General features: G+C 44.4%; 23 protein-coding genes. 17 read left to right on the forward strand and 6 right to left on the reverse strand.

What is annotated here, in order from left to right; genetic code table 11:
* Nucleotides 1–12 precede the first annotated feature (12 nt).
* Complete coding sequence (locus J4227_03000; GenBank protein MBS3109471.1) at nt 13–864, forward strand: hypothetical protein; 852 nt, start codon at nt 13–15, stop codon at nt 862–864.
* A 30-nt stretch (nt 865–894) separates the two neighbouring features.
* Here the strand turns inward: J4227_03000 and J4227_03005 are convergent, their stop codons facing one another.
* On the reverse strand, nt 895–1,389 hold the full coding sequence (locus tag J4227_03005; GenBank protein MBS3109472.1) for a hypothetical protein: 495 nt from the start codon (nt 1,387–1,389) through the stop codon (nt 895–897).
* A 505-nt stretch (nt 1,390–1,894) separates the two neighbouring features.
* On the opposite strand from J4227_03005, the gene J4227_03010 reads away from it, so the two are divergent.
* Both J4227_03010 and J4227_03015 read left to right on the forward strand, forming a co-directional pair.
* Nucleotides 1,895–2,557, forward strand: coding sequence for a hypothetical protein (locus tag J4227_03010; GenBank protein ID MBS3109473.1), 663 nt, complete (start codon nt 1,895–1,897; stop codon nt 2,555–2,557).
* 128 nt (nt 2,558–2,685) lie between these two features.
* Nucleotides 2,686–3,177 carry a hypothetical protein gene (locus tag J4227_03015; protein ID MBS3109474.1) on the forward strand — a complete coding sequence of 164 codons (492 nt, stop codon included), beginning with the start codon at nt 2,686–2,688 and terminating at the stop codon, nt 3,175–3,177.
* Between the two features lie 79 nt (nt 3,178–3,256).
* On the opposite strand, the gene J4227_03020 is transcribed toward J4227_03015, so the two are convergent.
* Genes J4227_03020 through J4227_03040 form a run of 5 tightly spaced genes read right to left on the reverse strand, consistent with a single transcriptional unit; the run spans nt 3,257 to nt 5,774 of the window.
* Nucleotides 3,257–3,904, reverse strand: coding sequence for an HAD family hydrolase (locus tag J4227_03020; protein ID MBS3109475.1), 648 nt, complete (start codon nt 3,902–3,904; stop codon nt 3,257–3,259).
* Between the two features lie 39 nt (nt 3,905–3,943).
* Nucleotides 3,944–4,225, reverse strand: a complete 282-nt coding sequence (locus J4227_03025) for a peptidyl-prolyl cis-trans isomerase (protein MBS3109476.1) — start codon at nt 4,223–4,225, stop codon at nt 3,944–3,946.
* Between the two features lie 26 nt (nt 4,226–4,251).
* Entirely contained in the window at nt 4,252–4,635 is a 384-nt protein-coding gene (locus J4227_03030) for a hypothetical protein (GenBank protein ID MBS3109477.1), read from the reverse strand.
* Nucleotides 4,636–4,646: 11 nt separating this feature from the next.
* Complete coding sequence (locus J4227_03035; protein MBS3109478.1) at nt 4,647–4,880, reverse strand: hypothetical protein; 234 nt, start codon at nt 4,878–4,880, stop codon at nt 4,647–4,649.
* Between the two features lie 12 nt (nt 4,881–4,892).
* Entirely contained in the window at nt 4,893–5,774 is an 882-nt protein-coding gene (locus J4227_03040; protein MBS3109479.1) for a hypothetical protein, read from the reverse strand.
* 249 nt (nt 5,775–6,023) lie between these two features.
* Here J4227_03040 and carA point away from each other — a divergent pair, with 249 nt between their 5' ends.
* The 14 genes from carA to J4227_03110 all read left to right on the forward strand — a co-directional run bounded on the left by carA (nt 6,024) and on the right by J4227_03110 (nt 20,321).
* A complete protein-coding gene (gene carA / locus J4227_03045; GenBank protein ID MBS3109480.1) occupies nt 6,024–7,115 on the forward strand; it encodes a glutamine-hydrolyzing carbamoyl-phosphate synthase small subunit in 1,092 nt (363 codons plus the stop codon).
* A 28-nt stretch (nt 7,116–7,143) separates the two neighbouring features.
* Entirely contained in the window at nt 7,144–7,656 is a 513-nt protein-coding gene (locus tag J4227_03050; GenBank protein MBS3109481.1) for an NUDIX domain-containing protein, read from the forward strand.
* Between the two features lies 1 nt (nt 7,657).
* Nucleotides 7,658–10,900: a carbamoyl-phosphate synthase (glutamine-hydrolyzing) large subunit gene (gene carB, locus J4227_03055; GenBank protein ID MBS3109482.1), complete on the forward strand. Its 3,243-nt coding sequence runs from the start codon at nt 7,658–7,660 to the stop codon at nt 10,898–10,900.
* Nucleotides 10,901–11,043: 143 nt separating this feature from the next.
* Nucleotides 11,044–11,961, forward strand: a complete 918-nt coding sequence (gene pyrB, locus J4227_03060) for an aspartate carbamoyltransferase (GenBank protein MBS3109483.1) — start codon at nt 11,044–11,046, stop codon at nt 11,959–11,961.
* A 44-nt stretch (nt 11,962–12,005) separates the two neighbouring features.
* Nucleotides 12,006–13,190, forward strand: a complete 1,185-nt coding sequence (locus tag J4227_03065) for a dihydroorotase family protein (GenBank protein ID MBS3109484.1) — start codon at nt 12,006–12,008, stop codon at nt 13,188–13,190.
* Nucleotides 13,191–13,219: 29 nt separating this feature from the next.
* Complete coding sequence (locus J4227_03070; protein ID MBS3109485.1) at nt 13,220–13,867, forward strand: orotate phosphoribosyltransferase; 648 nt, start codon at nt 13,220–13,222, stop codon at nt 13,865–13,867.
* A gap of 37 nt (nt 13,868–13,904) precedes the next feature.
* Nucleotides 13,905–14,615: an orotidine 5'-phosphate decarboxylase gene (locus tag J4227_03075; protein MBS3109486.1), complete on the forward strand. Its 711-nt coding sequence runs from the start codon at nt 13,905–13,907 to the stop codon at nt 14,613–14,615.
* A gap of 44 nt (nt 14,616–14,659) precedes the next feature.
* Nucleotides 14,660–15,304: a ribulose-phosphate 3-epimerase gene (gene rpe / locus J4227_03080; protein ID MBS3109487.1), complete on the forward strand. Its 645-nt coding sequence runs from the start codon at nt 14,660–14,662 to the stop codon at nt 15,302–15,304.
* Between the two features lie 47 nt (nt 15,305–15,351).
* Nucleotides 15,352–15,687: a hypothetical protein gene (locus tag J4227_03085; GenBank protein ID MBS3109488.1), complete on the forward strand. Its 336-nt coding sequence runs from the start codon at nt 15,352–15,354 to the stop codon at nt 15,685–15,687.
* Nucleotides 15,688–15,735: 48 nt separating this feature from the next.
* The gene (coaE, locus tag J4227_03090; GenBank protein ID MBS3109489.1) at nt 15,736–16,308 is read left to right on the forward strand and encodes a dephospho-CoA kinase; all 573 of its coding nucleotides are present in this window, start codon (nt 15,736–15,738) and stop codon (nt 16,306–16,308) included.
* A gap of 4 nt (nt 16,309–16,312) precedes the next feature.
* A complete protein-coding gene (coaD, locus tag J4227_03095) occupies nt 16,313–16,828 on the forward strand; it encodes a pantetheine-phosphate adenylyltransferase (protein MBS3109490.1) in 516 nt (171 codons plus the stop codon).
* A 128-nt stretch (nt 16,829–16,956) separates the two neighbouring features.
* The gene (locus J4227_03100) at nt 16,957–18,663 is read left to right on the forward strand and encodes a hypothetical protein (GenBank protein ID MBS3109491.1); all 1,707 of its coding nucleotides are present in this window, start codon (nt 16,957–16,959) and stop codon (nt 18,661–18,663) included.
* Nucleotides 18,664–18,718: 55 nt separating this feature from the next.
* Nucleotides 18,719–19,381: a hypothetical protein gene (locus J4227_03105; GenBank protein ID MBS3109492.1), complete on the forward strand. Its 663-nt coding sequence runs from the start codon at nt 18,719–18,721 to the stop codon at nt 19,379–19,381.
* A complete protein-coding gene (locus J4227_03110; protein ID MBS3109493.1) occupies nt 19,365–20,321 on the forward strand; it encodes an SMC-Scp complex subunit ScpB in 957 nt (318 codons plus the stop codon). Before J4227_03105 ends, J4227_03110 begins: the two co-directional genes overlap by 17 nt.
* The last annotated feature ends 24 nt before the right edge of the window (nt 20,322–20,345 follow it).

Raw genomic sequence — 20,345 nt, forward strand, 5'->3', positions numbered from 1 at the left:
TGGAGAAGAAAAATGTCACTTACAGTAACAAAGGAATATTTTTATAAGAACTTTGACAAAGAAGATAATAGATATGTTGGTGACGATATAAATTCTGAGAAAGCAAGAAGTTTTGATTTCAAAAACCATCAACAGATTGTCAAAGACATTAAGGAAATCTGTCTAGACAGCCCATTAAAAATTGAACGAATGCGAAATATTGTGAGTGTTTGTCTGAATATACTCATTGAAAATAAGAGAGACATTAATAAAATTTCAACTCTAAAAGAATTGTTTCAGCAATTTTCATTCTTTATGGCAACTACCAGTGAAGATGAAGTTTATTATGAATGTCCCTGCACACAACCCTATCTTTATGAACTAGATTGGTTTAACGTAAAGGGAACAGATAATGTTTTTTATGTTGGTTCAGAGTGTGTGAACAAGTTTGGAGATGAGGAATTCCAGAGTGACCATAAGAAGAAATTAAAAGAACAACTTACATTAGTTAAAATAGACAAAATTTTAGAAGGTCTAAAAACCAGTAAGGAAGACTTATTATTTTTTTGCAGGATTAATTATATTGAAATTTATGACAGCTTAAGGAGTAGTGATAGTTTAACTAACCCGCAGATGGACAAGCTACAACGGGTTGTTTCAAAAGAATGGAAAACATTCTTTAGTATAGTCAATGGGTCTAACTATGATGTAGGAGATTATGTTAAAGAACATAGACCTGCTTTTAGACATTATTTAGAGTTGATTGAAGATAGATATCAGCCACTGTTTGTAGCATTGCTTAGAAAGAGAAACTTAACTGGAAAACAATATAATGCATTAGGAGTGAGTGGAAAAATAATACTCAGAAAACTGCGAAGCGTTTAAAAGTAACTACAATCTTAATTGGGATATTATTTATTTAATATTGGAAAAACGTCTTTTTAATATCTCTCGTTTAACATTTTCAGGAGACATTGCTTGCTTTTTAGTTATACGAATAACACCCGACTTTCCAAAAGGTAACTCGTTCTGAGGAATACCTTTATAGACTAATCCCATTGAAATGGTCACAAGAGATTCAATAATTCTCATCTCAACTTCTTCATCACCCTTATAGATAAATATTAGTGAATCAACATCCTCTACTAAAAAAGACCGAATTACATCTGCAATAATGATATCTTGCTTTTGTTCTTCACTATCGAGAATTTCAAATATCATTTTTTTATTATTGCGAAGTTTGAAATATACATCTGGTTGATAGTTAACAACTAACTTTGAATTGTAGTCGGTGATTGACAATGGATGACCATTTCCTGTTAGCACTTTCTTAACTCTTTTGCGTTTTTGTAGCTCTTCTCCAACTAAAATAACTCCTTTTTGAACTGTGGAATGATAGAATGATACCATAAATTCATCTCCACGCAAAAAAGGATACTTTCCTTCTTTTTCTGCTTCCTTTTTTATGAACGTAAAATGACACTCTTCTTCTCGTCATATTACCACCCCCCCATAGTCAAATCGAATAGATTCTTACTTAAAAACACTTACAAATCTATTATAATTTATTTATATTATTAAAGTTTATTAATCTCCACTCTGTCGAGGCTACCAAACCTTTTATACTAATATCTCCTCAATAATGTGCATACTATATACATCGTTCATACGCATAAAAATGAAAACTCGAATCAATCTCACAATCGAAAATCAGCTTGTGAATTTGCTGAAAAGAAAGCGAATAAATATATCTAAATACGTCGAGAAACTTGTAACAGCAAACTTATTAAATATGTGTTCGAATCAAGACAATTGTTCCCTTAGTGGGTTCGCAGGTTCAAATCCTGCCCTCCGCATACATCTCTCTAAGTTTATTAGCGATAAAAATAAATAGAGCACAATAATGAATGTAAACATGCCGGCAAAAAAGATTACAATTCCGATTCTCATACATGTGGCAGGCGTATACAGACACACTGAAATCCATGGGAAAAAAGAGAGAAAGAAAAGCGATGCCTGGGTCAGGTATATTAAAAAAATAATCAAGAAAAACAAAGAAAATACAATAAGCGAATTATTGGATAAAAGTAAACCTGTATTTCCGAAAATTACCAGGGCAATTACATCTTTTGGAACTTACCTAGATGGAGATTGTCATTTTGAACAGCAAGTGCTGAATATTATTCACAGAAATCAAAAAAGATTTAACTTGCTTCAACACTTAGGATTTAACAATAATTCACAAAATGTTGGCAAATCACCTTTAAGCAATATTGAATTAGAATTCATAGTCATGGGCGGCGAGCTTAATAACTGTCATTTGACAGAATTTAAGGATGTATTGGCGTGGTGTGTTAAGAATGGGGGAAAATTTTCCAGATTAACAATTATTTTGCCAGCTGAAGGCATATTTGAAAGTGCGGTTCCTGCAGATCAGGTATACAATAAATATATACTGCATGGTTCTAATTATCATGACGTTTTTGAGAAGTACATTGAAGCATGCCATAGATATCCAACTCAAATTCAGATTGACCATTCTCAAAAATCTATCGTTGTGACAGTTATCAAGAAATGAGCAGATTTCTGCCTTATGGTTTTTATATTCAGACTACCAAATTGGTTATACTTGCCTACTATCATCCTGACATTTTCTTGGCTTTTCATTTGCCAAGCTTTTTAAATTTTATATCAGTTATATGCTCTATGGAGCGCAAGAGAATATTAATCCCATTAAGCAGTAAGAGTTCAAACTCCAAAACTGATATACCTAAATTTACCTTGCCCCAAAGATTGGTATTCAACGCATTGACGCTTCTTTTTAACAACAGGATGTATCATTTTGATGATGTCCATGAACTCAATGATTATCTTGCAGGCCATGTGTTTAGCTATCTGGACAGAATTTCATTAAAGGATGTTTTAATTGAAAATGTTTCGCCTTCTGGAGATGGGACTCTGCAGTATATCACTCTTGCTGACCCTGACGGGCGGAGCACCATAGATGCACTGGCGACACTGCCCAAAATAGACACAAGGGACGGATTACCTGAGGATAAATATGAGATGCTTAAAGCTTCGGAAGGGTTGCGCGGGAATGTAATCATCAGAAGATATGAAATGCCTTTGTCTGCTGTTAACTATATTGTCAATTTTGAGTCTGACCATCGCGGCCAAGTGCTGAGCCAGTCCCGCTGAAATCGGTGGAAATTTAACCTGCAAAATATTTTCAGGATTTCTGTTTAATTATCAAATTCAGCACTTTCCAAAAAAGAATTCACCTGAACAACGAAATAACATCAGCAACATGCCTGAATGTCAAGTTTGCCTTTGTTTTTCTCTGAGCTGACCAAACCAATGCGGTCAGAAGTTTCTCTTTTTTTGCCGGAATAATATCAGCCTCGACCCTGTCCCCGACATAGAGAATATTTTGAGGCGGAATTGGCCTGGTCAGCTTTACCATCTTCCTGAACCCGTCAGGATAAGGTTTTGGCCTTTCTACATCCTCATTTGTCAGAATATGCTGAAACAGTTTTGGATTAATGCCCAAGTGCGACAATATTTTTTTCACAAAAGCTTTCTTTCTATTGGTGAATATGGAGTGGCCAATGCGCATGGTTTCAAATGCCCTAAACATGTCAACAGTCCTTTTGTCCGGATGAATAAAAGGCATCAAATCAATTTTTTGATGCTCCTCCTGCCAAAAATCCTTGGATTTCCCAAGAGTCATGAATACTGATGAATGGCTGCCATGTTTTCTATAAAGCCCCATATATTCAGACTTCAATCCTTCACCAATAGGCTTCTTTGTTATCTTAGAATACAACTGAAATCTCCTTTGATACTTCACCTTTTCAAATTCAGGCGGCATCTTGTAGAGAGTTCCATCCAAATCCCACCAGATATACCTGACATTGGAAATCATATCTGACTATGGGGCGGATGCCTTAATAAATTTTAAGATTTACTGTGCATCAACCAGCTTGACTATATGCCAGCCGAACCGGGATTTCACTGGCTTTGAGATCTGGCCCCTTTCCATTGAAAAAGCGGCATTCTCAAACTCCCTGACCATCTGGCCCCTTCCAAACCAGCCCAAATCGCCGCCATGCTTCCTGGACGGGCAGATTGATTTTTCACGGGCAACTTCCTCAAAGCTTTTTCCATGCGTCACGTCAAAATAAACCACATTTGCCTCTGACTCGGTTTTTACAAGAATATGCGATGCCTTGACTTTTTTTGCCATGGAATTCACAACTATCTTAGAAAATATTATCTGCCCAGCTTGTGCAGCTTCCCTTCAATGTCGGTCAGTTCAAGCTCAAGCCTTTCCATCTCTGTTGCAGGCGACTTCTCCTCTTCCACAGAAACCCTCGGAGACGGCCTTTCCTGGCCCTGCATTGGCTTGCCCAGCCTGATGCTGGTCTTAGGGAGGAGACTTTTCAGCTTTGCATTCATCTTGGCGATGTCAGCCATGTTCTTTTTCAGCTTTTCAATCATCAGCCTTTTCATTTCCCTTTTTTCCCTGAACATCTCATACCTTTTCAGGACATCCACCATCTTTTTCGAGGCTTCAAGGAGCTGCCTGCGCAGTTCCAGGGGGCTTTCTATCCCGACAAAGAAATTCTCCTCCTCAGATTTGTTTTTAGTCGCCAAGCAGATCAACCTTAAAGTGACTCGGGCTCAAACAGGACCTTGTCAACATGCTCAACCTTCTTTTCAATCTCTTCAATTTCAGTATGCCAAAGGTCAAGCTCTGAATCCTCATCGTTTTTCATCTCATTAATCTTGTTGAGGGTTTCCTTTGCATCCTCAAGCTTTGCCTTGATGGTGCCAACCAGCTCCAGTATGTCCTTGTATTCGTCCACCTTCACAAAAATCTGGGCCCCTTCTTTTCTCATGCATTATCACCCTCATTCATTGAGCTCAAAAACTTTCTTGTCCACCAGCAAAAATCTTTTTTGCAGGTCTGCTATGTTGCGCCTCCAGCTTTCGAATTCCCTGTCCATATTGGCTTCTATGCCGGTGACTCTCTCAATTGTATCGCCTGCCTCTTTCAGCTTTGATTTGACAAACTCATTTTTTTCAAGTATGTCCTTGTAATCAGTCATGGTGATAAAAAGCGGGCCCCTGGCCTGCCTCTTCCTCCTGCCTTCCTCCATATCAGTCCTTTCAGCAGCAAAAAAGTCAGCTGAAGAAGCTGCAGGCGCAGCTGGCCTTGGAGGAGGCTCCAGCTCACTATCCTGGCTTTCCTGCCCGAAGAATGCATTGTCAGAAGAATCAATGGGCTCCGGAACATACGGCGACTTTTCAGGACCTGATGCTGCGCGAGGCGGTGCTTCCAGCTCCATTTCCTGCTCAGGGAGCATGCCCTTGATCTGCGGAGGCTCCTGTATCTGTGCGGAATCACTTGTCCAATCATCCTTCTCAGGCTCAAGGCCAAGCTCTTCCCTGCTTTTCAATCCTGGAGCAGAATCAAACTGGAAATTGTCAGGGGGCAAATCTATCTCCGGAGAAAACGGCTTTCCCATGATATCCCTGTCAGCCATTCTCGGCGGCTGCGCATAAGGCGGTGCCCCTGCTTCATCTGGATATCCACCTGGTGGCGGACCCAGCGGAGGGAAATCCCTCTGCGGCGGCATAGCCTGCATGCCTTTGCTTGCCTGCCTGGCTGCAGGAGGCATGTCCGGGAAAGAATCGCCATGCTCTGGCAATGGCGGAGGCGGCGGTAAATCAAGTTCGCCTTGGTTTGAAACCCCTTTATTCGTTTTCTTTAAAAACCCTAAAAAAGCCATTCACCCCACCGAGTAATAAAATAATCAAGACATTATTAAAAGATTTAGGACTATTCAAAAATGGCAACAACACCCATGGAACAATTCCAAATAATTTTTTTTCATATTGGCAATGGCACCAACAGTATGGCATGATGCCGGGCTTATTTATCCGCATTAATTTTTCTGCCTTTATGGTGCCTTTATAGGGGGTGGGCCCAGCTCAAAAGACAATCTTTAAATAGGGCGGGCACGCACCATATTTTTTTAATGGGGGACAATAAATCTTCACAGGAATCAAGCTTAATTCTCAGTGACGGCTCAATTTATTATGGCAAATCCATTGGCTCCACCGGGTCTGTTGCAGGGGAAGTTGTATTCAACACAGGCATGGTGGGATATCCTGAGGCCTTTACAGACCCGTCATACAGGGGCCAAATTCTTGTCCTGACTTATCCACTGATTGGCAATTATGGCGTGCCTGACCATGAAATGGAAAACGGCCTGCTGAAAAGCCTGGAGTCGGACAGGATACACATTGCAGGGCTGATAATAAGCGATTATTCATTCAACCACAGCCACTGGCATGCGGCAAAATCCCTTTCTGACTGGCTGAAGGAAGAGGGGATTCCGGCGCTTTATGGCATAGACACAAGAATGCTGACAAAAAAGCTGAGGGAAAAGGGAGTGATGCTCGGCAAGATTGAAAACCAGGGGCCCGTGGCATTCGACGACCCAAACAAGCGCAACCTCGTTGACGAGGTCAGCATAAAAAAGCCGGTTGTCTACAACGAGGGCAAAAAAACCAGGATTGTGCTGATTGACTGCGGCGCAAAATACAACATCATCAGGAGCCTGATAAAGAGGGACGTGACAGTCATACGTGTTCCATGGGATTATGATTTCTTTGGCATGAAATTCAACGGTGTGATGATCTCAAACGGGCCAGGCGACCCAAAGATGTGCAAGGCCACAATCAACAATGTGAAGAAATTGCTGGACAGGAAAATCATAACTTTTGGGATTTGCCTGGGCAACCAATTGCTGGCGCTTGCCGCAGGCGGAGACACCTACAAGCTGAAGTACGGCCACAGATCGCAGAACCAGCCCTGCAAGGAAATTGGCACGCAAAGATGCTACATCACAACACAAAACCATGGCTTTGCAGTTGACACAAACAAGCTTCCCAAAGGATGGCACCCCTGGTTTGAAAATGCAAATGACGGAACCAATGAGGGGATAAGGCACGAAAGCGGAAGGTTTTTTTCAGTCCAGTTCCATCCCGAGGCCGCGCCGGGCCCCGTTGACACAAATTTTCTTTTTGACATATTCACAGAGAAGGTCAGGAAAAATGCGAAATAAGAGAAAAACAAAATCAATGCAAAAAACCATGGCAAAAAAGGATGCCAAAGAAGAGGTTGCTGTTGTAGACAGGAATGACAGGCTGATTGGCAAGGCAGACAGGGAAAGCGTGATCAGAAACAGGAAATATTTCAGGGCAGTCAGGATTTTCATAAAAAACAAGTCAGGGGAGTTTACCCTGCTCAAGCGCACTGAAAGCAAGATTGTTTTTCCAGGCTGCTGGGAACTGGGTGCGGGCGGGGCAGTGAAGCCCGGGGAAACTTACCTCGCAGCAGCCAAAAGGGAGATCAAGGAGGAGCTTGGTATTACAGATCCCAACCTGAAGCTCATAAGAAAAGTGAGAATTGAAATCCCCGAAGAAAACCTGTTTGTCAAGGTTTACAGTCTAACTTACGACGGGAAGTACAAGCTGCAAAAATCAGAAGTGACTGATTTCATGACTTTGCCAAGGGAGAAAATAGCAGGCTTTGGCAGGAAAAACAAAATCCACTATCCAACCTTCAATTATTTTGCAAAATTCAGCAAGGAGAGGCTGTTGTAAAATGCCGGGCCCCGACAAAAAAACCAAGCAAATCATTAGGCCAAAAAAAGTCCTGATACTTGGCAGCGGCGCTCTTAAGATAGGCGAGGCTGGCGAATTTGACTACTCCGGAAGCCAATGCATCAAGGCAATGAAGGAAGAAGGCATCAAGACAGTCCTTGTCAACCCAAATATTGCGACAATCCAGACAAGCGAACACCTTGCAGACAAGGTGTATTTCCTCCCGGTGAACCCGGAGTTTGTCGCTCAGGTCATTGAAAAGGAAAAGCCCGAGGCAATCCTGCTTTCCTTTGGCGGGCAGACAGCATTGAACTGCGGAGTTGACCTGCACAAACAGGGAGTTTTCCAGAAGCATAATGTAAAGGTGCTCGGTACCCAGGTGCAAACCATAATTGACACAGAAGACAGGAAGCTGTTTGTAAACAGGCTGAATGAGATTGGAGCCAAAACCCCGAGAAGCGGGGCTGTTACAAACATCCAGCAGGCAAAAGAAATGGCAAAGAAGATTGGCTATCCTGTCATGACCAGGGTTGCATATGCACTCGGCGGCCGGGGCTCAGGCGTTGCGAGGAACGAGGCGCAGCTTGTCGAGATGGTGCAGAAATCATTTTCATTCACAAACCAGGTGCTGATTGAGGAATACCTGCATGGCTGGAAGGAAATCGAGTATGAAGTTGTGAGGGATTCATACAACAACTGCATCACTGTCTGCAACATGGAAAACTTTGACCCCATGGGAATACATACAGGGGAGAGCATTGTGGTTGCGCCTTCGCAGACCCTTACAAACCATGAATACCACAAGCTGAGGGAAATCGCAATCAGGGTCATCAGGCACCTTGGGATCGTCGGGGAATGCAATATCCAGTATGCGCTTGACCCAAAAAGCGACGACTACAGGATAATCGAAGTCAATGCCAGGCTGTCCAGGAGCTCTGCGCTTGCGTCAAAGGCAACAGGGTATCCACTGGCCTTTGTTGCTGCAAAGCTTGCATTGGGCTACTCACTTTCTGAAATCCAGAATTCCATCACAAAAAAGACAATGGCATGCTTTGAGCCTGCGCTGGACTACATTGTTGTGAAAATCCCAAGATGGGACCTCAATAAGTTCAGGAAGGTTTCCAGGAAAATCGGCTCAGAGATGAAATCTGTCGGCGAGGTCATGGCCATTGGCCGAAAATTCGAGGAAGCCCTGCAAAAGGCAATAAGGATGCTGCAGGTCGGGATGTACGGGGTTGTCTGCAATAATATGCACTTTGAGGATGTCAGGGAAGAATTGCAGAACCCGTCTGACAAACGGCTGTTTGCCATTGAAGTTGCCATGGAAAAGGGGATAACAGTTGATGAAATCCATGAGCTTACCAGGATTGACAAATGGTTCCTTTACAAGCTCAGGAATATCGTTGAGCTGAAGAAAAAGCTGTCAGGCAAAAGGCATGATTCCCTGACAAAATCAGATATCCTGGAGGCAAAGCAGCTTGGATTTTCTGACAAGCAGCTGTCAATAATCTTCAGGAATTCCGAGGCAGACATGCGAAAGCTCAGGCGGAAATTCGGGGTTTTGCCGTGCGTAAAGCAGATTGATACCCTGGCGGCTGAATACCCTGCGCAGACAAATTACCTGTACCTTACATACAACGGGGTGGAAGATGACCTTGATTACAAAAAAATACAGGTGCAGAAGGACAATACAGTGATTGTGCTGGGCTCAGGGCCGTACAGCATCGGAAGCAGCGTGGAATTTGACTGGTGCTGCGTGAGCAGCGTCCTATCGCTAAAAGGAATGGGCTACACCACTGTGATGATAAACTACAACCCTGAGACTGTCTCCACTGACTATGACATTTGTGACCGGCTCTATTTCGACGAGCTCAGCTTTGAAACAGTGCTGGACATCTATGAAAAGGAAAACCCAAAAGGCATGATAATCTCCATGGGCGGGCAGATTCCAAACAACCTTGCCCTGAAATGCCACAACGCCGGCCTGACAATCCTGGGCACGCCTCCTGACAGGATTGACGCAGCTGAGGACAGGGGGAAATTCTCAAGCCTGCTGGAAAAGCTGGAAGTGGACCAGCCCGAATGGAAAGAGCTGAAGAACCTTGCTAATGCAAAATCATTTGCGCAGAAAGTGGGGTATCCTGTCCTGGTCAGGCCATCCTACGTCCTGAGCGGCTCGGCCATGAATGTTGCGCGAAATGAAGAGGAGTTTGAGGTGTACCTCAAGAATGCAGCCACAATCTCTGAAGAGTACCCTGTTGTAATCTCAAAATTCATTACAAATGCAAAGGAAATTGAGATTGATGCTGTTGCCAGGGACGGCATAATCCTGATCTGGGCCATAACAGAGCACATAGAAAATGCCGGCGTGCACTCAGGGGACGCGACAATGGTGCTTCCTCCACAAAAGCTCTACATAGAAACAATCAGGAGGGTCAAGCGAATTGCCAGGAAAATAGCAGGCGCACTGAAAATCAACGGGCCGTTTAACATCCAATTCATTGCCAAGAATAATGACGTGAAGGTAATTGAATGCAACCTAAGGGCATCAAGATCGTTCCCATTTGTCTCAAAAGTGCTGAAGCATAATTTCATTGACATGGCGACAAGAATAATCATGAAGCAGCCGGTTGAGGCCGTGCAAAGCGCGCTCCTTGACATTGATTATGTCGGGATAAAGGCGCCGCAGTTCTCGTTTTCCAGGCTGCGCGGCGCTGACCCAATCCTGAATGTAGAGATGGCATCAACAGGAGAGGTGGCATGCATCGGAGACGATGCGCAAGAGGCTCTTTTGAAGTCCATCATATCAACAGGCATTGAGCTGCCGAAATCATCGCTGCTGGTAAGCGTATCAGGCGAGGCAAACAGGCTTGAGATCCTGGAAGGCATCAGGAGCCTCTATACAAAAGGATTCAAGATTTATGCAACAGAGTCCACCTCAAAGTTTTTGGCAAGCAACGGCATCAAGAATACCATGCTATACAAAATCCATGAGCAGAAAAAGCCCAACACTCTCGACTACCTTAAGGAGGATAAGCTGGACATGGTCATCAATGTTCCTGACCAGGCGCCGGAGGAGCTTGAAAATGTGGAGATAGATGATGATTACACTATCAGGAGAATGACAGTGGACTTTTCAGTCCCGCTGCTCACAAATATCCAGCTGACCAAGGCCTTCCTGGACGCTCTTAATGAGAAGCAGCCAAAGGACCTGGCAATAAAATCATGGGATGAATATGACTGACGGGCATGGCTGACCGACGTTTCAGGGCTGTGTTGGGCCAAACACTGTCACAATTAAGCAAATTTGGCAAAATTAGACTAAAATTTATAAGCCAGTTCGGCATAACCATGCCCGGGCAGCATACCCGGCTAAAGGGGGTTAGAATGAGTTTCAAGGGAAGGGACATAATTTCAATTGACAGCCTGTCGAAAGAAGACATACTCCATATCCTCGAGGTTGCGCATGGCCTGGAAACCAAGCCCAGGCCAACACTCCTTAATGGGATGATACTCGCCTCTGTTTTTATCGAGCCGTCAACAAGGACAAGGCTTTCATTTGAAAGCGCAATGTACAGGCTCGGCGGGAAAGTCCTGGGCTTTGGGGATGCGAGCCTGACATCAATGACAAAAGGCGAATCCCTTGCTGACACTGCCAGGATAACCAGCACATATTGTGATGTGATAGCTGTGAGGCACCCGACTCCCGGGACAGCGCAGATATTTGCAGACAATGCTGATGTGCCTGTAATAAACGCAGGAGACGGCCCAAACCAGCACCCCACTCAAACCCTTCTTGACATGTACACAATCAAAAAAGCAAAGGGCAAGCTTGACAACCTTACTGTCGGCTTTCTCGGAGACCTCAAATACGGGAGGACTGTGCATTCATTGGTAACAGCTCTCTCACATTTCAAGCCCAGGTTTTATTTTGTCTCGCCCAGGTCGCTTGCAATGCCTCCTGAGCAAATCAAGACACTGGACTCACAGGGAATAGAATACCATGAAACAGATGATTTCTACGGCACCCTCAAGCACTTTGACATTTTGTATGATACAAGGATACAGAAAGAAAGGTTCCTTGACCCTGCTGAGTATGAAAAGCACAAAGGGGTCTATGTCGTGGACAAAAGGATAATTGAATTCGCAAAAAAAGACATGAAAATACTGCACCCCTTGCCAAGGGTGGATGAGCTGAGCCCTGAGCTTGACGATACGCCCTATGCACTCTATTTCCAGCAGGCAAGGAACGGCATACCAGTAAGGCAGGCGTTGCTTGCCCTGGTGCTTGGAAAAATCAGCTGATAAAACATCCAACTGATAAACCATATAATTGGCGCAATTTCAAAATGCTAGTAATCAAGAATGCCCGGGTCCTGTCCAAGGGCAAACTCACAAAAAAAAACATCATTGTTGAAGGCAGCAGAATAAAAAAAGTGTCCAACAGCCTCACAGCACGCAAAAATATCATAGATGTGAAAGGCAAAATTGTCCTGCCTGGCCTGATTGACCCCCATGTCCACATGAGGGAGCCTGGCTTTGAGTACAAGGAGGATTTTTTCTCAGGGTCAAAAGCTGCAGCTGCAGGAGGCATTACAACCTTCCTTGACATGCCTAACAACAGGCCGCCTATAACCTCTGTTGCTGCGCTAAATGTCAAGCGCAACCTTGCGACAAAATCAATTGTCAACTATGGGTTTCATTTTGGCACAGACGGGGACAATATCGGCGAAATCCAGCAAGCCTGGAAGTCAAACATTGCATCTGTGAAAATATTCATGGATGAGTCAACAGGCAAAATGACTGTCACTGACCACAAAAAGATTAAACAGGTCTTTGAAAACTCAAAAGCCGTTGCCGTGCATGCCGAGGGCAAGAATGTGGAAACAGCAATGGCCATTGCAAAATCAACAGGCACAATGCTTTATCTTTGCCACCTATCCTCAAGGGAAGAAATGGCCATGCTGCACAGGCACAAAATGAGGAATGTTTTTGCAGAGGCAACGCCGCACCATCTTTTCCTGACAAGCGCGGACGCGAACCAGTACAACACCATGAAGCCTTTCCTGAAGCCCAAGGATGACCAAAATGCCCTGTGGGAGGCCATCAAAAAAGGGCTGATTCACACAATCGGGACAGACCATGCCCCTCATACAGCGCCTGAAAAAGAATTGGGGACTGTCTACGGCGTGCCAGGCCTTGAGACTGTGCTTCCGCTGATGCTGGATGCTGTTAACAAGAAAAAAATCAGCCTTGACAGGCTTGTGGAGCTAACATCAGAAAATCCAGCAAGAATATTTAAAATCAAAGGCAGGGGCCGCATAGAGAAAGGCTATTTTGCAGACCTTACAGTTATTGACATGGATATGGAAAAGGAAGTGCAAAACAGCAAGCTTTTTACAAAGTGCGCATGGTCCCCCTTCAATGGCTGGAAACTCAAGGGGTGGCCCGTGATGACAATAGTGAACGGCCAGGTTGTTCATGACAATGGAGAGATTCACCACATAATGAGTGAAGAAGTGACTTTTGGTTAAAATGAGGGGCATGAACGGGGAGGATGGAGATGGAACATAAAAAAACCGCAGAAAAGGTTGCCAAGCTTTTGCTGGAATTAAAGGCAGTCACGCTCAGCCCTGACAGGCCCTACACTTATACATCCGGGAGCAAAGGCCCGATTTATTGCGACAACAGGCTAATCCTGTCTTATCCTGACAAAAGAAAGGAGATAATCCGGGCGTTTGCCGCCATGGCAAAAGAAAAATTCCATCATTTTGATATTGTTGCAGGCATAGCAACAGCAGGAATTGCGCATGCAGCCCTGCTTGCCGAGGAAATGGGCAAGCCGATGATTTATGTGCGGTCTGAGGCAAAAGACCATGGCAAGCAGAACCAAATCGAGGGCAAGCTCGAAAAGGGGCAAAAAGTCCTTGTTATTGAAGACTTGATCAACACTGGCGGAAGCTCTGTAAATGCAGTGAATGCGCTAAAGGATGCAGGCGCAGAGGTTGTTGCATGCATGGCCATTTTTACCTACAGCATGCCCAAGGCAGAGCAGCTTTTCACTGATGCAGATTGCCCATTGCATGCGCTATCAGACTTTAATACTCTTGTTGAGCAGGCAGTAAGCACAGGCTACATAGACGAAATGCAGAAAAAAACACTCCTGGAATGGCACGCTGACCCAAAAGCATGGTCGGAAAAATTTAATTAGCATAATAACAAGCAATGCAGAAAAGCAGGGCATGACAATGAAAATCATCAAACAGGACAAAAGTGTAATCCCCTCACTTGATGTTGACACTATTGAAAGGATGAGGGAGATTGTTGAGGAAACATGCTCCATTGACGGGATAGGGGCTTATAAAATTGGGTTCGAGCTCGTGATCCCCTATGGCATGCAGCAAGTCACACAAACCATTCGGGAAATCACCGATATCCCAATAATATATGACCACCAAAAAGCGGCAACCGACATACCCGACACCGGATTAAAATTTGTGCAGGCCTGCAAGAAATCTGGCGCAGATGCGGTCATATTTTTCCCGCAATCAGGCCCGGCAACTGAGCTTGAATGGATTAAGGCTGCAAATGAGGAAGCCATGCCGGTTATTGTTGGCGGGGAAATGACGCACCCCAAATACATGGCATCGGATGAAGGGTTTATTTCCGATGATGCGCCCAGGAGAATATACGAAATTGCCGCAAGGAATGGAGTCCTGGATTTTGTCGTGCCCGGAAACAAGCCTGAAAGAATAATGTACTACCGCCATCTTCTGGAGTCCCTTGTTGTCAAGCCCACTCTTTATTCGCCTGGCCTGATAAGCCAGGGAGGGAAGCTAAGCGAATCAGCAAAGGCAGCAGGCGAACGATGGCATGCAATTATTGGAAGGGCCATATACAATGCCAAGAACATAAAGGCAGAGGCAGCAGAGATCTGCAAGGCATTAATGGAAAAATAGGACAGGACTGAAACACGGATTGACAAAGGAGGCTGTGGCATATCATGGGAAAGCATGAAATCAAGATTGTGCCGTCAGTATTATCAGCCAATTTCGGCAGGCTTCAGGAGGATGTGGACAAGGTTGCAAATGCTGATTTGATCCAGATTGATGTAATGGACGGGCATTTTGTGAAAAACATCTCTTTTGGGACAGTTGTAATGAAGGATATCAGGACAAAACTGAAGCTTGATGCGCACCTGATGATCGAAAATCCGGAACTGTACATAAAGGACTTTGCAGATGCAGGCGCAGACATCATCACATTCCATGTTGAAGCAGCAAAGGACCCGATGAAAGTGATTGGGCAGATAAAAGCCCTTGGCAAAAAAGCAGGCATGGCAATCAATCCCGAAACGCCGGCAAGCAGTGTTTTCGAATACCTTCCACACCTTGAGCAGGTCATAGTAATGACAGTAAATCCTGGCTGGGGCGGGCAGAAATTCATCGTCGAATGCCTTGACAAAGTCAAGGAAATCAGGGCAAGATGGGACGGGGACATAGAGGTTGACGGCGGAGTCAATGACAAGACCATTGCTGACTGCGCCAGGGCAGGCGCAAATTTGTTTGTTGCAGGGTCATTTGTTTTCAAAAGCAACGACCCAGCAGGCCAGGTGGAATTATTGAGGAAAAAAGCCAGCCACAAATAATAATCTATATCCTCATACGGCATTAACCTAAAAAGGGAGGGATGCAAATGGCAGAATGGTATCGAACAGTGACACCCTTTATGGAACAGAATAGGCTCCTTGCTGACCATGCGCAGCCGGTTAATCTGCTTGTGCATGGCTCGATGCACGACGTTGAGGGGCAATTTGAAACTGCCGAGCATTATTATGTCGCTGCATTGATGCAGGGGCCTGACACTCCAGCTCCCTACGATGCGCTCTTGAATTTGTATGGAAATTTACTGACGCAGCCAGAGCCTTTTAGGGCCAAGGAAGAAATCATGGGAAGGATGCAGGACCTCGAGGACCTTGCAGCGCAAAGAAGGCTTTTGGTCCACGCAGGCTCTGATACACTGGATGCATAATCCATTTGTCCGCATTGCTTATAAATACAATATCGCTTAAGGCTTGTCATGATAATCACTGTAACCGGCAAGGCAGGGAATGGCAAATCTACAGTTTCTAAAATTCTTAAAGCCAATCTCATGAATGCTAATGTGATTAGACCTGACATTATTGGCATCAGGCTGCTTTCAGAACCTGACCTCAGGAAAAAGCTGGCCAGGGCTTTTGGCAGGCAAATAATCGTGAAGGGCAAAATAAGCAGGAGGCGCCTGGCAAATGCAGCCTTCAAAAGCAAAAATTCACTCAGCAAACTGAATTCCATAAGCCACCCTGCCATGATCCAAAGAATTTTGAATAGGGCAAGAAGAAACAAAATCAGCATCATTGACGCAGCCCTATTTAAGGAACTGAAGCTTGACAGGATATCGGATGTTGTTGTGCTTGTAAAGGCAAAAGACGAGGCAGTACGGAAAAGGCTTTCAAAATCATTTTTCCGGAGAAGAAAATTCCAGAGCGAGCCAAAAAGGCCAGACTTTATAATACATAATAACTCCTCATTATCGGCACTGAATAAGGATGTTAAATCAGTTGCCATTGCTATCCGCAAAATGCAAGGCATGAAGCAAATCAAACTGGCTTGAGACCATGGAAAAAATAACTCAAAAGGCAAAAAACAATAACCTGGCCATTTATGCAGGATCATTTGACCCAATTACTTATGGGCATATTGACATCATCAGGCGGGCGCTTAAGCTGTTTGACAGATTGATAATAGCTGTTGGCGAAAATCCAAACAAAAAACCGCTTTTTTCAATGCAGGAAAGGACTTCAATGATACAGGAAGCAACAATAGGCCTGAATGTGAGCGTTGAAAGCTTCAGCGGCCTGCTTGTTGAGTTTGCAAGGAAGCACGGGTGCAATAAGCTAATACGCTCACTACGCGCTGTGTCTGATTTTGACTTTGAATTCCAGATGGCAATCATGAACAGGGAATTGGACGGCTCCATAGAAACTGTTTTTCTGATGACAGACAAGGAATTTTTTTATTTAAGCAGCGGCCTGGCCAAGGATGTTGCAAGGAAACAAGGAAAGCTGGAGAAGCTTGTCCCGCCGAATGTTGAAAAGAAGCTGAAAGCCAAATTTAATTTTCGAAATAAGTGAAATAAATCTGGGTTTTTAACATAAACCTGGAATTCCTGGGCTTTCTCATTATTTTTCAGCGGATTCCCCGGTTATTCTGTGGCTTTTGCCTGGAAAGGCATTTTAATTTTGCCGGACCTACCTTTCCAATGAAAAAATTTGTTGAAATTCTCAGGCACGGGATTAAGCATGGGATTAAATATCTTAAATATCCTAGGAGAAATTTTCGGGATGCTGCCCTGAATGTGCTTTTGCCGGATTATTCTTCTTTTTTCAGCATCGTAATCATCCTATCAGCAACATTCATGGCAATGCCCATGGGGCTATCACAGGCTGATGAGCGTGATTTGGCCATTGAAGCCACGCTGCCAGCTGAATTGGATTTGGGCAATTCAAGCTATCTATATTATGACCGGCTGTTCCGTATCACCAACCTTGGCAAAATGCCAGGCATTACTGATTCAATTGATGCAACTGTTGATTATAATGTCAGCACTGGCGAAACCATGCTGCATACCTCCCAGTTCACTCTTACCGGAATCAACAGCTATAAGGTCGCAGGCACTGGAAATTATAACTTTACGCAGCCGGGAAATTACACAATCTGCGGCAAAATTTCCAATGCCTCGGTTTTTGACCCAAACCCTGGCAATAATATAGCTTGCCAACTGACTGTTATCGCGGGCGCACACCTGCCTTCAAACATCTCCCTTAACCAAAGTGATGAATTGAATGAAAGCCCAATAAATATTACTTTTAACCAGTCCATCAACATCTCAATCAACGAAACCGGCAATGTTTCCCTGAATGAATCAGCCGGAAACACAACGCTTAATGCCAGCCTGAATGTAACTTGGACAACACCAAATTCTTCTGTCAAATGCAATATGACCCTGCAAATCAAAACACCCAAGGATCTTTTTGAGGACGAGAAAATCACATTCAGCCATGAAATATCAGGAAAAATTGAAAATTACTCAATTGTCTACTGGATTGAAGACCTTTTTGGGAATATCCTGAAGGAGCCCGTGGCAACTACCAATACAAACAGCAAGCAGTTCACACCAAAGCCACATGAAAATGATATGGTGATTGTGATCAAGGCAAAATTGGAGGTGGCTTGCCAGATTTTTGACAATAATTCGGCCATTGCCCAAAAAATTATCATCTTCAAGTCGGGAACTTACAATCCCCCTGTAAAAGGCGCAGGCTGCAGTTCAAAACCTGATTGCGACTGCGGTGGTGGGCAAGGCTCGGTTCTTGCCTGCCAGCCTGTGTTGAATGCAACGCGCCAGGCAAAGCCGGGAAAAATCAACAGCTTCTATACGCGGGCCAAAACCCCAGATGAGGAAATAAACCTATACTACAATGTGAACCCAAATCCGGATTCCAGGCTGTTGCTTTACAAGCTGGAACTCCTTGAGAATATAAGCATAGGCACGGCAGGCCAGAATGGAAACTCAAAAGGCAATTTAACAGCGCAATTGACATCAGGAGGAAATGTATTTGCATTAATGCTCCAGAAGGGGTCCAATCTTGATGACCTTTCCATGCTTTATTTTTGGAACCAGCCTGACACAACTGGCAATTCTGCCGGGGCAGAATCCGGCGAAGAAAGGCTCCTGCACAAAACAGAGTCCAATGCAAGATATGAGCCAGTCTCAGCGGCCAATGCCCAAGAAACTGCAGGCCAGAAGCTGGCTGCAGAATCAGAATTGCCTGCCAAGATGCCAACCGGAAGCGTTGTGTATGAATCCGGGCAATCAAAAGCAGGGAAAACCATACCCTACATTCTCGGCGGCACTGCTGCGCTGGCAGCCTCGACTCTTGTGTGGAAGAAGTTCAGGCCGGGCTAGCGTTGCAAAACTTGAAGTGGAAAAGCTTTTTAAGAGAGCCTAATTTCGGCATTTCATGGGTTTCTTCAGCAGGAAAAAGGAGGCTTCCGGGAAAAAGGCCAAGGAAGCAGGGCCAGCTGGCGTGAAGGCAAGCATGCCTGAAAGCGATAGGATAGAGGCTGGGCAGCTGCAGACCAGAATCATAGTGGAAATGATAGGCAAGCCAAAGGAGCACATGGAAGCCACTTTCAATGACCTGCTAAAAAAGTTCTCAGATGAAAAGGATATCTGCATAACAAAAAAGACAATATCAAAAACAAAAAAAGACGGGGAGCTTTTTTCCAGGTTTGCAGAGGTTGAATTCTGGGCAAAAGACCTATCGACCCTGTTCGGGATAGGCTTTGACTACATGCCATCAAGCGTGGAGATTATCAAGCCGGAACAGGTTGTCTTCCAGGTGCACAGGCTGAATGCCTACCTGAACGAACTGCAGGGAAAACTTCACCATGTTGACATGCTCGCCAAGACCGCCCAGACAGAAAAGGCCATTGTATCTGACAATTTTTTCAAGATGATGGCAAACTCAATAATGCTCAGCCTTGCCAATGGGCCACGGACCGCAATCGAAATAGCAAAATTCACCGGAATAAGCGCTGAAGTGCTCCAGAACAAACTGGCGTCATTGGCAGAAGACAAGAAAATCCGCAAAGAGGGAGACAAGTATGCCCTTGTCAGATGATGAGCTGAAAAATAAGGCCGAGGCCTTACTGTTCTCAATAGGAAAAAGCATTGACATAAATGACATGGCAAGGCTTCTGAGGTGCAAGGAAATCGGGCAATTGAGCGCGGTCCTGCAGGAAATCAAGGATGGCTATGCTTCAAGGCAGTCACCAATGATTGTTGTAAATGATGGAACGCAATGGAAGATTGTTGTGAGGGAAAGGTACACTCCTGTTGTAAAGAAAGTTGTTGCGGATGTGGAGCTCAGCAAGACCCTGATGGAAACCCTTGCCATGGTCGCATGGAAAAATCCAGTCAAGCAGTCTGAAATCATAAACATCAGGAGCAACAAGGGATATGACCACCTTAATGAGCTCGAGCGAATGGGGTTTATCACAAGGAAAAAGTACGGCAGGACAAAGCTGGTCAGCCTGACCGAGAAATTCTTCAATTATTTCGAGCTTTCAGGCCATGACGACATAAGGGAAGCCTTCAAGAAAATCAAGGAGCTTGAAGAGCAAAAAATACAGGAGTATGCCCATAAAAAAGCTGATGCTGACATGAAACGAGCCAAGGCCCAGGAAACTAAGCAAATCAATGAGAAAGCATTCCTGGACAAGATTGACAGGCAGCTGGAAACAGGGCCGGAATCAGAGCAAGCAACTGGACTTTCAGAGGAAAATCCCAAGCAGCCGCAGGCAGTGACTGAAGCTGACCTTGAGAAGGATGTGGAAAAGGCAGAGACAGAGGAGAATGCCAGGACAGGCGCTGATGAGGGTGATTTTGAAAAGCAGATAGAGCAATTCCAGGATGAAGAGGAAAAGGGCTTTGAAGAGGAGGACAGGGATGAGGATTATGATGAAAAGCTGGATATGGAAGGCATGCCTAACCTTGATGAAAATATAAAGAAACAGAAGCCCAAAAAAGATGATGAGGAAGAGGATTCTGGCTCAAAATAAGCAACATTTTACCATCCCAAAACC

The sequence above is a fragment of the Candidatus Woesearchaeota archaeon genome, from assembly GCA_018303405.1.
Taxonomy (GTDB): Archaea; Nanobdellota; Nanobdellia; order Woesearchaeales; family JABMPP01; genus JAGVYD01.

What these genes read in the sequence shown, in the direction of transcription:
- J4227_03070 (MBS3109485.1), top strand. Translation starts at nt 13,220, where the DNA reads ATGGAACATAAAAAAACCGCAGAAAAGGTTGCCAAGCTTTTGCTGGAA.
- J4227_03025 (MBS3109476.1), bottom strand. Translation starts at nt 4,225, where the DNA reads ATGGCAAAAAAAGTCAAGGCATCGCATATTCTTGTAAAAACCGAGTCA.
- J4227_03050 (MBS3109481.1), top strand. Translation starts at nt 7,144, where the DNA reads ATGGCAAAAAAGGATGCCAAAGAAGAGGTTGCTGTTGTAGACAGGAAT.
- coaE (MBS3109489.1), top strand. Translation starts at nt 15,736, where the DNA reads ATGATAATCACTGTAACCGGCAAGGCAGGGAATGGCAAATCTACAGTT.
- J4227_03010 (MBS3109473.1), top strand. Translation starts at nt 1,895, where the DNA reads ATGCCGGCAAAAAAGATTACAATTCCGATTCTCATACATGTGGCAGGC.
- J4227_03040 (MBS3109479.1), bottom strand. Translation starts at nt 5,774, where the DNA reads ATGGCTTTTTTAGGGTTTTTAAAGAAAACGAATAAAGGGGTTTCAAAC.
- pyrB (MBS3109483.1), top strand. Translation starts at nt 11,044, where the DNA reads ATGAGTTTCAAGGGAAGGGACATAATTTCAATTGACAGCCTGTCGAAA.
- J4227_03085 (MBS3109488.1), top strand. Translation starts at nt 15,352, where the DNA reads ATGGCAGAATGGTATCGAACAGTGACACCCTTTATGGAACAGAATAGG.
- J4227_03015 (MBS3109474.1), top strand. Translation starts at nt 2,686, where the DNA reads ATGGAGCGCAAGAGAATATTAATCCCATTAAGCAGTAAGAGTTCAAAC.
- coaD (MBS3109490.1), top strand. Translation starts at nt 16,313, where the DNA reads ATGGAAAAAATAACTCAAAAGGCAAAAAACAATAACCTGGCCATTTAT.
- rpe (MBS3109487.1), top strand. Translation starts at nt 14,660, where the DNA reads ATGGGAAAGCATGAAATCAAGATTGTGCCGTCAGTATTATCAGCCAAT.
- J4227_03065 (MBS3109484.1), top strand. Translation starts at nt 12,006, where the DNA reads ATGCTAGTAATCAAGAATGCCCGGGTCCTGTCCAAGGGCAAACTCACA.
- J4227_03020 (MBS3109475.1), bottom strand. Translation starts at nt 3,904, where the DNA reads ATGATTTCCAATGTCAGGTATATCTGGTGGGATTTGGATGGAACTCTC.
- J4227_03100 (MBS3109491.1), top strand. Translation starts at nt 16,957, where the DNA reads ATGAAAAAATTTGTTGAAATTCTCAGGCACGGGATTAAGCATGGGATT.
- carB (MBS3109482.1), top strand. Translation starts at nt 7,658, where the DNA reads ATGCCGGGCCCCGACAAAAAAACCAAGCAAATCATTAGGCCAAAAAAA.
- J4227_03110 (MBS3109493.1), top strand. Translation starts at nt 19,365, where the DNA reads ATGCCCTTGTCAGATGATGAGCTGAAAAATAAGGCCGAGGCCTTACTG.
- J4227_03005 (MBS3109472.1), bottom strand. Translation starts at nt 1,389, where the DNA reads ATGGTATCATTCTATCATTCCACAGTTCAAAAAGGAGTTATTTTAGTT.
- J4227_03035 (MBS3109478.1), bottom strand. Translation starts at nt 4,880, where the DNA reads ATGAGAAAAGAAGGGGCCCAGATTTTTGTGAAGGTGGACGAATACAAG.
- J4227_03105 (MBS3109492.1), top strand. Translation starts at nt 18,719, where the DNA reads ATGGGTTTCTTCAGCAGGAAAAAGGAGGCTTCCGGGAAAAAGGCCAAG.
- J4227_03075 (MBS3109486.1), top strand. Translation starts at nt 13,905, where the DNA reads ATGAAAATCATCAAACAGGACAAAAGTGTAATCCCCTCACTTGATGTT.
- J4227_03000 (MBS3109471.1), top strand. Translation starts at nt 13, where the DNA reads ATGTCACTTACAGTAACAAAGGAATATTTTTATAAGAACTTTGACAAA.
- carA (MBS3109480.1), top strand. Translation starts at nt 6,024, where the DNA reads ATGGGGGACAATAAATCTTCACAGGAATCAAGCTTAATTCTCAGTGAC.